Raw genomic sequence first — 13,644 nt, forward strand, 5'->3', positions numbered from 1 at the left:
GAAATCCACGAGTTCTACGGAATGGGCCGGTGCGTGCTTGTGCGTGGTGGCCTAAATCGTCGTGCCCCGTGGGTCAGGGAACACACGTGCCTTGATCACGGGCGAGGAGCGTGAAGGTCACAAATTCGACATGGCGACTTGGAGGCGATAGCACCGACGAGAAGCTGACGAACCGGTAATCAACTCGTCAGTTGGCGGTCAATGCCCCCTCACTACTCTCCCGATCGCTCAGGCCTGTTCGGTCCCGGGCAACTCGTTGAGATGCTTGGCAAATGCGCCAGTGCGGAGAGAGGCGCGAGATGCGAAGACAGGATGTGCAGCTGATCACAAGGGCTCGCAAAGGCGACATGACGGCCTGCTTCGAGGCGGGCAGGATGTACCTCGAGGGCGTGAGCGGATTCCCGCGGCACGTCACCCTCGGGCTCGAGTACCTGAGCCAAGTGGAGTCGCAGCGCGAGGAAGACGCGCAGCGGCTGATCATCGAGTCGCTCGACCTGCACGAGATCGCCGTGCACGGGAGAACTGCGACGCTGGAACGAGCAGCCCGAGCAGGCAGTGCGGAAGCCCAGCTGCGCATGGCGATCTGGACTTCGCTCACCATGGTCGACCTCAAGGTCTCACATGGTTGGTTGTGCTCGGCGGCAAGCGGTGGGCTGCTCGCGGCGCGCACGGCATTGGGTCTGCAGGGCGCGGCGACCGACATGGACCAGGTGGCCGTGCGCAGGATCAAGAGCCTGCTGGGCGTGCCCGGCGTCGGTTGGTCCGAGCTGCTCATCCTGGCCATGGACCGGGCCCTGTTGCGCAAGGAACCGCAGCTCCTGCTGCGCGCGTTGGCGCTGAGTCTGGAGCTGGGCGCCGCTCCAGACTCTGTTCTGGCCGATAAGGTGTACGCCGCGCTGAGCTACGCACGCTCGCTGCCTGAGGTGCACATTACCGTCGAAACCAAGGCCATCGAGCAGTTGCTCGATGACTGCGTGGATCGCGGCAACGCGGCCGCCGCGCTGATGCTCGGATTGGCTCTCAGCGGCAGCGATGTCGGCGCGCTCACATGGGACATGCTGGTCCCTGCGCAGAACCGTAGAAAGGCCTCCGCGTTGCTCCTTCGCGCGGCTGACGCGGGGTATGGCGAGGCGTGGACGCGGCTCTACGAGTTGCACGCCAACAACCAGAGCTCCGTCGCCAACCCGCCGATGGCGCGCTTCTTCTTGGAGAAGGCTGCGGCCAGCGGCGACGTTTCCGCGCAGCGCCGCCTCGGCGCGATCGTGATGCGATCCGCCTGCACGCTCCGAGAAGCGGAGCAGGGCATGAACTGGCTGTTCTTGGCGGCGCAGGCGCAGGACATGCACGCTCAGGGCTTGCTGCGGTCCTTCTTGCTGCCTGTAGGCGGTGACGAGACCGAGGCGACGCAAGGCATCGCCGAGCTCGCCAAGAGCAACCCGGCCCTGTCCGCGCGCTTGCGTGTGGCCAGGGACTTCGGACTGACCAAGCTCGAAGCGATGACCGTGGATGTCGTCACTGGCATGCGGCCCTGGGGCCTGGTGGTCGGCAAGAACCCATTCATTCAGCATGCACGTTTGGCCGCGCCGCGGGCCGTGCCGGCCTTATGTGCGTCCACCTTGCAAACGCTTCGTCGATGCGCCGGCCACTTGGTCGGCGGGGCGACCCACAGCTCGGCGCCAAAGGACTTGGAGCTCCGGCACCGCGCCGCGAGACTCAAGCAGGCACTGGACAGCCATGGCCTGAGTGAGTCGCTGTTTTTCGCCAAGGCGAGCTCCGACAGCCTGGATGCCCTGCGCGGCGGCCCACGATGGGCCAGGATCGCCAAGGCCCAACTCGGTGCAGCCATGGATGGCGCCGATGATGAAGTCTGCTGAGATCTTCACGGCCTGGTCTGCAGCGCCTTTGCATCTTGTTGCAGCGACGTCGATGAAGGAGATGGAGGGCGCCATCTCGATCGTGGTCCCAGTGTTCAACGAGGCCAAGGGACTGGCCACCTTTCGCGACGAACTCGCTCAAGCGTTGCAAGGTCTGAGCCGGCGAATCGAGATCCTGTACGTCAACGATGGAAGCAACGACGGCACGCGCGAAATCCTGGAGTCACTCCGCGTTTGCGACAGTCGCGTAGGGGTCGTCAACTTCAGCCGGAACTTCGGCAAGGAAGCGGCCATGACCGCGGGTTTGAACCTCGCGCGAGGCGAGGCCGTCGTGCTCATCGACGCGGACCTGCAGGATCCACCGGGGCTGATCCCCGAAATGATCAAGGCTTGGGAGGCAGGCGCGGACGTGGTCACCATGCGCCGGCGCAGCCGCGCTGGCGAGACCTGGCTCAAGACGGCCTCCGCCTTTGCCTTCTATCGCGTCTTCAACATGTTGTCGGACACATCGATGCCGGCTGACGTGGGCGACTTCCGCCTGCTTAGTCGCCGTGTTGTGGATGCCGTGAACCGCCTGCCTGAGCGCAACCGGTTCATGAAAGGCATCTTCGCCTGGGTAGGATTTCGCACCGTGACGATCGACTACGACCGGGACGCTCGCGTGCAGGGAGCGACCAAGTGGGGCGTGCGCAAGCTCTGGCGGTTTGCGGTTGAGGGCATCGTGGGGTTCTCCACGGTCCCGCTGAAGTTGGCGACCTACGTCGGGCTGATCTGTGCCGCAGCGTCCTTCATCTACGCGGTCTACTTCCTGCTCAAGACCGCCTTCTTCGGTGAGCCGATCCACGGCTTCCCGACGCTCATCGTCAGCATCCTGACGCTGGGAGGATTGCAGCTCATGGCGATCGGGATCCTGGGCGAGTACGTCAGCCGGCTGTTCATGGAGGCCAAAGGCCGGCCGGTTTACCTGATCGAGGAGTTCCGTCCGGCCATCACGTCGCCGCCGCTGTGGACCGTAGGTGCGAGGCCATGGTGACGACCACGCTTGCGATCGGCGCGTATCGGAACCGACAACCCTCATTGCTTGCCACAAGCCTTTGGATGGTCACGCTCGTCGGCATTGTTGTGGTGTATCGACTGCTGACGCTTGGCAGCTATCCACTGTCTGACAACACGGAAGCCCGGTACGCGGAGATCGCGCGACTGATGTTGACTGGTGGAGACTGGATCACGCTTCACCTGCCGGGCGACGTAGTGTTCTGGGGGAAGCCGCCGCTGTCGACGTGGCTCTCCGCGCTGGGGCAAGGCGTGCTCGGCGCCAACGAGTGGGGTGCACGGGTACCGGTGTTTTTCACGGCGTTGCTGACCTCGTTGCTGATTTGGCGCTGGGCCAACGCCTTCAGCCGACGGGTGGGGATGCTGTGCATGGCGCTGCTTTGGGGCAGTGTGCTGTTCTTCGTGAGTGCCGGCGCTGTGATGACCGACATGGCGCTCACCCTCGCGGTCACCTTGGCGGTCTCCGGCTATTGGTGGGCAATCTCGGAGACGACGCTTGCGGGCGTTCGACTCGGAGCACTCGCGTTGTTCACCGGACTGGGTCTGGGGCTGTTGGCAAAGGGGCCAGTGGCGGTGATGCTGTCGCTGGCTCCCATGGCGGCGCATGCGTGCTCCGGCAGGGACGCTTTCCGTGATGCGTTGTTTCTGCCGTGGTTCCGGGGCGCACTGGTGGTTACGGCGATCGCCGTGCCCTGGTATGTCCTCGCCGAAATGCGCAGCCCAGGCTTCCTCGACTACTTCCTCATCGGTGAACACTGGAAGCGATTCACCCAGCCCGGGTGGGCAGGCGATCTTTACGGAACCGCGCACGTCCAGCCGAGGGGCCTCATCTGGGCATTCATGCTGGCAGGGTTGCTGCCGTGGACGTTTCTGCTGCCGTGGCTTCTTCTGGGGCGCAGGGAGGCATTGGGGACGGCGATCGCGGAGAACTCGCGCGGCGGTAAGACGGCCGGGGAGAACGTGCTGCTGATCGGATGGGCGCTGGCGCCGGCGCTGCTGTTCACCGTATCGCGCAACATCTTGTGGACCTACGTGCTGCCTGCCGTGCCCGCCCTCGCGCTCCTGTTGGCCCGATGGCTCTCGCGGGATCCGCGGCGATCGCTGGTGAACGGTGTGATCACCTTGGGCATCGTCTTGCTGATCGGTACGTCGGCGCTACTCATTGGCTGGCGATCGCAGATCGGAGGTTTCCGGTCGGCCGCTGTTGTCCTGATGCCATTGCAACAAAGCGGACATCACGCGGACGAGGTCAGCTTCCTGAACACCTTGCCCTACTCAGCAAGCTTCTATTCGCGGGGCGCCGCCACCATCGTCGTCAAGGAGGACGCGCTGCAGAGTTGGCTAGACGGAGATGCCGTCCTGGGTCCCGATCACCGGCACGAGTTTCTGATCGCCTCCTCGAAACAGTGGAGGGTCTTGCCCGAGCCGATGCGCGCGAAGTTGTCCATCGTTTCGGAGTCGGCCGGGTACGTGTTGCTCGTGCGAGTGGGGAAGTGATCTTGGTTCGCTGCCTCCTTGGCCGCGCTCAGTGAGCGTCCTCGACGCGCCCCGGCATCGCGTCATGAGCAAAGGTTCTCCGCGCTCTCTCATTACTGCATCAATTCTGGAGTTGGGACATGTTCATAGCCATCGGGTGGCTCATTGCCCTGGCGTGCATCTTCGGCGTGTTCATCGCGCACGGAGGCAACATCGGTGTGGTCTTGAAGGCGTTGCCGTTCGAGATGACCACCATCTTCGGCGCTGCGATAGGCGCCATGCTCGCGACGAACCCTCCCAAGGTGATGAAGGCGACGGTCAAGGGATTGGCCGCGTGCTTCAAGAGCAGCAAGTACACGAAGGCGCGCTACATGGAGCTGCTGGCGCTCATGTACGACATCCTCCAGAAGGCGCGCAAGGAAGGCCTGATGTCCATCGAGAAGGACGTCGAGGATCCGCACAGCTCGCCGCTGTTCCAGAAATACCCGGCGGTGGGCAACGACCACCACGTCACCGAGTTCATCACCGACTACTTGCGGATGATGGTCTCGGGCAACCTGAACGCGCACGAGATCGAGTCCTTGATGGACGCCGAGATCGACACCCATCACCATGAGGCTTTCCTCGCCGTGATCGCGTTGCAGCGCTTGGCGGGCGGCCTCCCGGCCTTCGGCATCGTGGCCGCGGTGCTCGGCGTGGTGAACACCATGGGCTCGGTCGGTCAGCCGCCGGCGGTGCTTGGCGGGATGATCGGCTCGGCGCTCGTCGGCACGTTCCTCGGCATTCTGCTGGCCTATGCGTTCGCCGAGCCGCTGGCCGGTGCGATGGAGGGGAAGGTCGACGAAGCCGGCAAGGAGCTCCAGTGCATCAAGACCACGTTGCTGGCGTCGATGCAAGGCTACGCCCCTCAGGTGGCGATCGAGTTTGGCCGCAAGGTGCTCTATTCGACCGAGCGGCCCTCGTTCGCAGAGCTCGAAGGCCATGTGAAAGGCAAGCGATGAGCGCCTTGAATCCGCACTAGACTTCTCGTAGAGATCCGCGTTGCACCAGATCCACGCAGCCCAGGTTGAAACTTTTTCGGAACAGCACAGTTGGGTTGAAGCCCTGGACCTCCAGGTCGCTAGATTGGCGCTCAGTCACTGGATCCATCCCTGTCAGTCGTGTTGTGAAGAAGACGCGGCCTCAGACGACGCTGGAGGCGACGATGCGCTGCCTTGAGGCATCGTGGCCGTTCCAGGCTTCGACGTGCCCTCCAGAGCCAGGGCATTTTCGATGACTCACGCCCGAACCAATACCGAGCCAGCCACACCGGACATGGTGGAAGCAGCGCTGCTGCAGCTTCACAAGGAAAAGGGATCCGGATCATGGATGGCGACGGTGACGAATCTCGCGCCCGGGTCAGCCTGAACAAGGATCACGTGCTGCGTTTACCCAGCCAGATGCGGCCGCTGTATCGCCATCCATCTGTCGCCGACGCACGCAGCATGCAGCATGCACCCAAGGAAGAACTTGAGGTGTTTTGGACCCGTGGGCCAGTTGGACTAACGTTGACTGATGCGATCAGCCAAGCGAGTAAGAATCCAGATTCGGTAACTTTCGGGCATGTCGAAGTCGCGGTGCAGGTTCACCCTGAACTTGTCCAGCATCTGCTCCGTCGTCAGAGCCGCATACTTGGGCTTGAGCGCCTTCTCACGAAGAAACCCTGCGGCCCATTCCACCACCTCGCAACAGCGCAGGAAGTCCTCAGCCCGCTCTTCTGGCAAGGAGCCAGGTTCATGAAATCGGCTATCCGGTCCTCGCGTCAGACTGAACTTGAGCTGCATACCGGATAGGGCTCCGCCGACCGGTAGTCGAGGGAAGTCCTCTGGAACGACGACGGTCATGGCTTCTCTCCTCCAAGATGCGCAGTTGCGCACGCCCGGCTGGTGCGAGGTTCGCTCGTTTCGTCGAGCTCGCCAGGGATGACCACCTCCAGCTCGCCGTTCCCTTTAACGGCGGTGATGCCACGCAGGCCCACACCTACGGACTTGAATCCCTGAGCTCGCCACATCTGCGACTGATCTTCAAAGCGCCACCGCGCATCGTGAAGGTGTCCGTGCGCCAGCAGGCTGACACCCAGGGCGCGCGCTAGCTCATCGAGGATGGAAAAACCATACGGGTGATAGCCGCTCGCCTCATGGGTGACCAGTAGGTCCGCGCGCTGCCGCTTGAGCCGCTCGAAGTCCTCAGGGTAGATCGTGCCCCAGTGCTTGAAGTGGGGACCGTCCTGGTATCGATCCTGGCGAGGCGTCGACCGAGCGTGCTGGCGCATGCTGCTGAAGTTGGGCGTTGCGCCTGCGGCACCGTTCGGTCCCTTGGGCATCCAGACATTCCCGCGGAACACATTTCCCAGGCCTGCAATCTTTCGCCCGTCCGGAATCCTCACAACCCTGCCATGCAGATTCCTGTCCCTCAGCCCGCTGTGCCAAGTGCGTTCGATATCGATGATCCGATCGGCATCGTGGTTTCCCGGAATCCACCACACACGCTCGGCCAACGGCGCAAGGACCTCGTCCAGTGGTCGGTCGGGCTCCATGTCGCCAAGAAGTGTTGATTCCCGCGCGATCCTGACCCACCGTTTCCATCCAATCTTGACCCACCCTTGTTCAAGCCTTTGAGGCTCAGGCTGTGGGTAACTTCTTGGTCTTGGACTCCTTGGGGGTGGGTTGTGCAGAGCTGTTCTTGAACCGGTAGCTCTCGTTGCCGGTTTCAAGGATATGGCAGTGGTGGGTGAGGCGGTCCAGCAGGGCGGTGGTCATCTTGGCGTCGCCGAAGACGCTGGCCCATTCACTGAAGCTCAGGTTCGTCGTGATGACGACGCTGGTGCGCTCGTAGAGCTTGCTCAGCAGGTGGAAGAGCAGCGCCCCGCCGGAGGAGCTAAACGGCAGGTAACCGAGCTCGTCGAGGATCACCAGGTCCATGTGAGCCAGCCGGTGCGCCATCTGGCCGGTCTTGTTGTTCAGCTTCTCCTGCTCCAGCAGGTTCACGAGCTCCACCGTGGAGAAGAAGCGCACCCGTCGCCGGTGATGCTCCAAGGCCTGCACGCCGATGGCCGTGGCCAGGTGGGTCTTGCCCGTTCCTGGCCCGCCGACCAGCACGACGTTCTCGGCCCGGTCCATGAACTCACCGCGGTGCAACTGCTTCACCAGCGCCTCGTTCACCTCGCTGTGCGCAAACTCGAAGCCCGCCAGATCTCGGTAAACCGGGAACTTGGCCTGCTTGAGCTGGTACGCGACGGCACGCACCTCCCGCTCGGCGGACTCGGCCTTGAGCAACTGAGCCAGGAAGGGCTGCGCGGCTTCAAACGCCGGCGCGCCTTGCTCGGCCAGGTCTCCCACGGCCTGCGCCATGCCAAACATCTTGAGCTCCCGCAGTGCGGTCATGAGCCCGTTGGTTGCTGAGTCACGCATTGCGGACCTTCCTTTCTTCGCGCAAGGCGTCATAGCGGTTCACGTTGGCCTGCGGCTCGTTGGTCAAGCGCAGCGCGTGCGGGGCGTCCACGGGCGGTGGCGCGGCCTTCCCGTCCACCAGCCGGTGCAGCACGTTGAGCACGTACATCTTGGTCGGCACGCCGACCTCCAGAGCCAGCTCGACAGCCGCCAGCACCGCCTGCTCCTCGTGGTGCAGGACCAGCGCCAGGACGTCGACCATCTCCCGGTCACCGCCAGGCTTCTTGAGCAGTTCCGCCTGCAACCGTTTGAAGGCCTTCGGCAGCTCGACAAACGGCGCGCCGTTGCGCAACGCGCCGGGCTTGCGCTGCAGCACCGCCAGGTAGTGACGCCAGTCGAAGATCGTCTTGCCGAGCGTGTCGTGCCGGCGGTCGATGAACCGCTGGTGCTCGCAGATGATGTTGCCCTCGGCCGCGACGACGAGCCGGTCTGCGTACACGCGCAGGCTCACCGGCCGGTTGGCGTACGACGCCGGCACGCTGTACCGGGTGCGCTCGAAGGTGACCAAGCAAGTCGGCGAGACGCGCTTGGTGTGCTCGATGAAGCCGTCGAAGGGGCGCGGCAGCTGCATCAGCAGCGGTCGCTCGTCCTGCCAGACGTCATGCACGGTACCGGGCAGCTTGCCATGCGAGATCTCGGTCCACAGCGCCTTGCAGCGCTCCTCCAGCCAGGCGTTGAGCGCGTCCAGCGACGGGAAGGCGGGCACGGGTTGCCAGAGCCGGTGCCGGGCGTCGCGCACGTTCTTCTCAATTTGGCCCTTCTCCCAGCCCGAGGCCGGGTTGCAGAACTCGACCTCGAAGAGGTAGTGGCTGACCATCGCGGCGAAGCGCGCATTGACGTCGCGCGCCTTGCCGCTCAGGACCTTGTCCACGGCGGTCTTCATGTTGTCGTAGATGCCGCGCTTGGGCACACCGCCAAACACGCGGAAGGCGTGGTTGTGAGCGTCGAACAGCATCTCGTGGGTCTGCAGCAGGTAGGCCCGGATGTAGAAGGCCCGGCTGTGGCTGAGCTTGAAGTGCGCCACCTGCAGCTTGGTGCGCTCGCCGCCGAGCACGGCCCAGTCCTCGCTCCAGTCGAACTGGAAGGCCTCGCCGGGCTCGAAGACCAGCGGTACGAAGGTGCCGCGGCCGGTCGTCTTCTGGGCCTCCTGGCGCTTGAGCGCCCAGTCCCGCGCGAAGGCGGCCACGCGGTTGTAGGAGCCGTCGTAGCCGAGCTCCATGAGCTCGGCGTGCATCTGCTTCAAGGTGCGCCGCTGCTTGCGGTTCTTGCCGGACTCGGTCTTGAGCCACTGGGCCAGCTTCTCCGCGAACGGATCGAGCCGGCTGCGGCTCTCGCGCTTGGCGTACGACGGCTCCTTGTCGTCGCTGCGCAGGTACTTCCGGATGGTGTTGCGAGACAGGCCGGTGCGTCGGGCTATCTCTCGGATGGACAACTGCTCACGCAGGGCCCATCGCCTGATGACACTTAGTGTCGCCACGTCAATCACTCCAATGCTCCTGCCGCAAGTTGCGGCAGGCTAGGGTTCATACGTGGGTCAGGTTTGAACGGAAATCAGTGCGGTCGGTGGGTCAGGATTCGGCGGCAATCAACACCACCAAGGCCGAATGGCGCATCTGGCTCGTCAGATCGGACGGAACAAGTCGGTCGTCGCGACTTGGACCTCCGAGAGTGCGCGTCCGGGATGGGACGTCTTGTGCAGCGTGAGCTACGTGTATCAAGTCCCGCTCACTGAACTCCTTGACGGTGAAGTGTCAGTATTGGCGCTAGCAGAGCCAAGAACACTTCCCACCTCCGTCCTGCCGAGACAGGGTAGAAAGAGGCGTTTGCCTATTAAACGGGACATCGAGGAACTCCGGGAATTCCTTGAGCGCGCAGCGCTCGGCGGCTACACCCGGATCGCGTCAGTGAAAGCGGTGGCTGAAGCACTCCGCGTGGACGTCCGAACGCTGTACTCGCTACTCCCGGAAGAAGCCAAGAGCGCGGCTGAGGCTTTCCGTTTGCTGAGACATCAGAGAAGCGAAGAGAAGAACGCGATGAGGCTGGAATCACTGAAGCCAGTGATCGTCGGTGCGACGAAGGAGCTGCTCACGTCAGGACTGAAGGTGACGCGGCGCGCGCTTCATCAGAAGCTCAGGGACCGTGGTGTGGAACTTCGCTGGGGCGAATACAGGGCAGCAAAAATTCTGGCTGAAGACGCGGCCTCAGCGGTGCTTCGCCAAGAAAAACGGCGCCACGAAACGGGCGCCGCTTATGAGGCTTCCGGCAATTCCTGAACGTGCAGGGCATCCGGCAATAGTTGAGCAAACGCTCAAAAATTTCCGGAAGCCACAGCGCTTGGTGTCCTCGACTCATGATGTTCTGGTGCGACCGGCAAGAATCGAACTTGCGACTAAGCCTTCGGAGGGCCCAATGATATCCACTTCACCACGGTCGCCGCGGGAAGCGCGCATTCTAGCCTTCTTCTGACGCTCCTCGACCCGAGCATGCGCGTCCGGTCGAAACGGCACCATCGCGAACACCTGCGCGACCCTCGCGCAACACCTGCCCCACCAACGTGCCGACCTTGACGAAAGCCCCAGGGTGGGGCGGCAGGGGGCTGGCTATACTGCGCCGATTTGCTGTTCCCCGGTCCGGTTTTCCCAGGGCGGTCCGTCATCCGACACCCCCTCAGAAACCCGGATTCGCTTCTGCCGTATCCGATTCGAGCCACGAGGAATTCATGAGCGGAACCCAGGACCACGCCAACGCCCAGGACACGCACGCTGAAGGACACGACGCCCACGAGGGCCCGATCAAGACCCCCAAGCAGCTGATCGTTGCGGTCTTCTTCGCCTTCGTCATTCCGATCGTGATCATCGTGATGCTCGCGAACTACGTGTCCAGCGAGATCAAGCCGGGCGCCGGCGGCACCGGCCTCGAGGCGCAGGCGGTCGCCGCCCGCATCCAGCCCGTGGGCTCGATCGAACTCAAGGACCTCACGAACCCCGCCGCGATGAAGTCCGGCGAGCAGGTCTTCCAGGCCCAGTGCTCGGCCTGCCACGCGACCGGCGCGGCCGGCGCGCCCAAGCTCGGCGATCACGACGCCTGGGGCCCGCGCGTGAAGAGCGGCTTCGACACCCTGGTGCACTCCGCCCTCAAGGGCAAGGGCAACATGGGCCCGCAGGGCGGCGGCGACTTCAGCGACTTCGAGATCTCCCGCGCCGTCGTCTACATGGCCAACCAGGGCGGCGCCAAGTTCGACGACCCGAAGCTGCCCGCCGCAGCCGCCTCCGGCGCCGATGCAGGCGCTTCGGCTCCCGCCGCTCCGGCATCCGGCGCTTCGCAGTAAGCCTCGCACGCCAGAGACACGAATGCCGACCCGCGGGTCGGCTTTTTCATGGGCGACGCATCTCGGCGGATCACGCCGCCTTCGCCGCAGGGTCAGGACTTGCCTGACTCGTCCTTCGGGTCGATCGGCGCCAGCAGCACCCCATGACGGGCGATGAGTTCGGCATGCGTGGCGTTCGACATCGTCCAGCGCCCCGCTTCGAGCGCGTCCGCCGCCGGCCCCATGTCCTGCGTGTGGACCAGGCCCAGACCGAGATCGGTTTCCAGGAACAAACGATCCTGGTCGTCCAGCACCGCGCCGGCGACCTGCGCTTCTCGACCGGTGTGGCTCAGCACGTGGCCGTCAGGCTGCAGCCGCCAGATCCAGGGCGCGACTTCCAGCTGCACGTAGACCCGCTGAGGCCCGTTCTGGAAGAACCAGGCGCCCTGGTCGTCCGACGCGTAGTTGCGGGCGATGAAGCCGATCAGCTTGTCGTGCACGATGCGGCTGCCCTTGACGGTCGGGAACGGACCGGCGGCCTGGATGCGCTCGTCGCGCATGTACCAGTCGCCGCGCGCGTCCAGCGCCAACCAGCCGTAGCAGTGCGGCACGTTGGGCCACTTCTTCAGCGCCGCTTCGACGATGGCATCCATGCGAGTCCTTTCCGTGCGGTTCAGAGCCGCGTCGCGAGCCAGTCGGTCACGCGCTCGGGCATCGTGCGCACGTGGCCGGGCGGGCGGCCGGACGGGAAACCGACGTGCCCACCCTCGCGCGGCTGCCACAGCGTCACGTGCGCGCCGACATGGCTCTGCTCCGGCAGGCTGTGTGCCGGCACGAACGGGTCGTTGCGCGCGTTCAGCACCAGCGCCGGGACGCGGATGCGCGCCAGGTGTGGCTTGGCCGACGCGCGCAGCCAGTAATCGTCGACGTCGCGGAAGCCGTGCACCGGGCCGGTGAAGATGTTGTCGAACTCGTAGAGGTTGCGCACGCGCCGCATCCGCTCGGCGTCGAACAGGCCCGGGTGCTGCTTCAGCTTGCTCATGGCCTTGGGCATCATCGTCTTCAGGAACATCCGCGTGTAGACCAGCCCGTTGAAGCCCTTGCCGATCGCGTGGCCGGCAGCCGTCAGGTCCACCGGCGAGCAGACGGAGCACACGGCCTTCACCGTCGACGCGGCGTCCTCGCCGGCTTCCTGCGCCCAGCGCAGCAGCGCATTGCCGCCCAGCGAGATGCCGACGGCGATGACCGGGCCGCGATGCGAGGCACGCAACTGCGCCAGCATCCAGCCGATCTCGGTGTAGTCGCCCGAGTGGTAGGCCCGCGGTGCGAGGTTGATCTCGCCCGAGCATCCCCGGAAGTAGGGCATCGCGAAGGCCCAGCCCCGTTGCTGCGCCATGGCCGCGAAGGCCTGGACGTACTGGCTCTCCACCGAGCCTTCGAGCCCGTGGAAGAGCACCAGCAGCGGTCGCTCGGCCGGTGCCGTGACCGCGTCCTGCCCGTTCGATGGGCCCGCTGCGGGATCGACGAGGTGCTCGACATCGACGAAGTCGCCGTCCGGCGTCGTCCAGCGTTCGCGGCGGAATTGCGGCGCAGGGCCGACGTAGCGGCGCGAGAACAGCGCGGGCCAGATCGTCTGGGCATGGCCTCCGGGCAACCAGGGAGGCGCCTGGTACTGCATGGACAACCCTCTCAATGCAGTGTCGTGGGCGCGCCGGCGGACACGATGGCCAGCTCCTGCTTCACGTCCTGCGAGGTCCCCGGACTGGCATGGTGCGCGACCATGCGCCAGCCCAACGCCGTCTTCAGGTAGACATTCGTCGCGACGACCCAGGCGCTTTGCACGCCGTCCTCGTCGGTGATCTCGACGCGCTCCAGCACCTGATGGATCGCCGTCTCGCCGTTGACCAGCTTTCTCTGGCACTCCGGATGAACGGGGATCGATCCTCTGGCGAAGATCTGCTCGAAGCTCGCCCGGATCGCCGCCGCGCCGACGACGCGCGGCCCGCCCGGATGCACGCAGCAGACCTCGTCCTCGTCGCCCCAGACGGCCATCAGGCGTTCCAGGTCGCCGGCCTGCAGGGCCTCGTAGAACTGCGCTTCGGTGTCCTCGGGAGAGGCCAGCAGCAGGGCGGTCTGAGGCTTGCGCACCATGGGTCTCGTTCCTTGTTCAAGGGAGCGGGCGTCGGCCGGCGCCCAGGCGTCGGCCGTCGTGGCTCAGTGACCGGAGGGCAGGTGCTCGCCGGCCTTCAGCTTGTACAGCGTGCCGCAGTACGGGCAGGCGCCTTCGCCGGTGTGGCTCAGGTCGATGAAGACGCGCGGGTGGTTGCTCCACAGCGGCATCTTGGGATTCGGGCAGAAGACGACACCCGGACCTTGCAGGTCCTGGGCGGTGACTTCGACGGTGGCCTTGGGCGTGGTGGTGTTGGCGCTCATGATCTTGTTCTTG

14 protein-coding genes and 1 tRNA gene are annotated in these 13,644 nt (G+C 64.6%); 6 read left to right on the forward strand and 9 right to left on the reverse strand.

Annotation, left to right across the window (positions count from 1 at the left end; translation table 11 throughout):
- Positions 1-314 precede the first annotated feature (314 nt).
- From ACQ859_RS03400 to motA, 4 genes are all read left to right on the forward strand, one after another.
- Complete coding sequence (locus tag ACQ859_RS03400; RefSeq protein ID WP_431264598.1) at positions 315-1,874, forward strand: tetratricopeptide repeat protein; 1,560 nt, start codon at positions 315-317, stop codon at positions 1,872-1,874.
- The gene (locus tag ACQ859_RS03405) at positions 1,858-2,907 is read left to right on the forward strand and encodes a glycosyltransferase family 2 protein (RefSeq protein ID WP_431264599.1); all 1,050 of its coding nucleotides are present in this window, start codon (positions 1,858-1,860) and stop codon (positions 2,905-2,907) included. Before ACQ859_RS03400 ends, ACQ859_RS03405 begins: the two co-directional genes overlap by 17 nt.
- On the forward strand, positions 2,901-4,424 hold the full coding sequence (locus ACQ859_RS03410) for an ArnT family glycosyltransferase (protein WP_431264600.1): 1,524 nt from the start codon (positions 2,901-2,903) through the stop codon (positions 4,422-4,424). The genes ACQ859_RS03405 and ACQ859_RS03410 overlap by 7 nt, the downstream gene beginning before the upstream one ends.
- 119 nt (positions 4,425-4,543) lie before the next feature.
- Positions 4,544-5,404: a flagellar motor stator protein MotA gene (gene motA, locus ACQ859_RS03415; protein WP_297379839.1), complete on the forward strand. Its 861-nt coding sequence runs from the start codon at positions 4,544-4,546 to the stop codon at positions 5,402-5,404.
- Positions 5,405-5,944: 540 nt separating this feature from the next.
- Here the strand turns inward: motA and ACQ859_RS03420 are convergent.
- From ACQ859_RS03420 to istA, 4 genes are all read right to left on the reverse strand, one after another.
- A complete protein-coding gene (locus ACQ859_RS03420) occupies positions 5,945-6,286 on the reverse strand; it encodes a hypothetical protein (protein WP_297379843.1) in 342 nt (113 codons plus the stop codon).
- On the reverse strand, positions 6,283-6,978 hold the full coding sequence (locus ACQ859_RS03425) for a metallophosphoesterase family protein (RefSeq protein WP_431264601.1): 696 nt from the start codon (positions 6,976-6,978) through the stop codon (positions 6,283-6,285). The genes ACQ859_RS03420 and ACQ859_RS03425 overlap by 4 nt, the downstream gene beginning before the upstream one ends.
- Before the next feature lie 85 nt (positions 6,979-7,063).
- Entirely contained in the window at positions 7,064-7,852 is a 789-nt protein-coding gene (istB, locus tag ACQ859_RS03430; RefSeq protein WP_431263345.1) for an IS21-like element helper ATPase IstB, read from the reverse strand.
- Complete coding sequence (istA, locus tag ACQ859_RS03435) at positions 7,845-9,377, reverse strand: IS21 family transposase (protein WP_431264602.1); 1,533 nt, start codon at positions 9,375-9,377, stop codon at positions 7,845-7,847. Before istA ends, istB begins: the two co-directional genes overlap by 8 nt.
- A 118-nt stretch (positions 9,378-9,495) precedes the next feature.
- Between istA and ACQ859_RS03440 the strand changes: the two genes are divergently transcribed.
- Positions 9,496-10,164 carry a hypothetical protein gene (locus ACQ859_RS03440; protein ID WP_431264603.1) on the forward strand — a complete coding sequence of 223 codons (669 nt, stop codon included), beginning with the start codon at positions 9,496-9,498 and terminating at the stop codon, positions 10,162-10,164.
- 86 nt (positions 10,165-10,250) lie between these two features.
- Here the strand turns inward: ACQ859_RS03440 and ACQ859_RS03445 are convergent.
- Positions 10,251-10,325, reverse strand: a tRNA-Arg gene (locus ACQ859_RS03445).
- A 285-nt stretch (positions 10,326-10,610) separates the two neighbouring features.
- Here ACQ859_RS03445 and ACQ859_RS03450 point away from each other — a divergent pair.
- Entirely contained in the window at positions 10,611-11,219 is a 609-nt protein-coding gene (locus ACQ859_RS03450; protein WP_431264604.1) for a c-type cytochrome, read from the forward strand.
- Positions 11,220-11,311: 92 nt separating this feature from the next.
- Here ACQ859_RS03450 and ACQ859_RS03455 read toward each other — a convergent pair whose 3' ends face one another.
- The 4 genes from ACQ859_RS03455 to ACQ859_RS03470 form a co-directional block, all read right to left on the reverse strand.
- Positions 11,312-11,851, reverse strand: a complete 540-nt coding sequence (locus ACQ859_RS03455) for a DUF2946 family protein (protein WP_431264605.1) — start codon at positions 11,849-11,851, stop codon at positions 11,312-11,314.
- 20 nt (positions 11,852-11,871) lie between these two features.
- Complete coding sequence (locus tag ACQ859_RS03460; RefSeq protein WP_431264606.1) at positions 11,872-12,876, reverse strand: YheT family hydrolase; 1,005 nt, start codon at positions 12,874-12,876, stop codon at positions 11,872-11,874.
- 11 nt (positions 12,877-12,887) lie between these two features.
- On the reverse strand, positions 12,888-13,349 hold the full coding sequence (locus ACQ859_RS03465; protein ID WP_067279692.1) for a YybH family protein: 462 nt from the start codon (positions 13,347-13,349) through the stop codon (positions 12,888-12,890).
- Between the two features lie 63 nt (positions 13,350-13,412).
- Complete coding sequence (locus tag ACQ859_RS03470) at positions 13,413-13,631, reverse strand: zinc-finger domain-containing protein (RefSeq protein WP_067279675.1); 219 nt, start codon at positions 13,629-13,631, stop codon at positions 13,413-13,415.
- Positions 13,632-13,644 lie beyond the last annotated feature (13 nt).

This window comes from Roseateles chitinivorans, from assembly GCF_050632235.1.
Lineage (GTDB): Bacteria > Pseudomonadota > Gammaproteobacteria > Burkholderiales > Burkholderiaceae_C > Roseateles > Roseateles chitinivorans_A.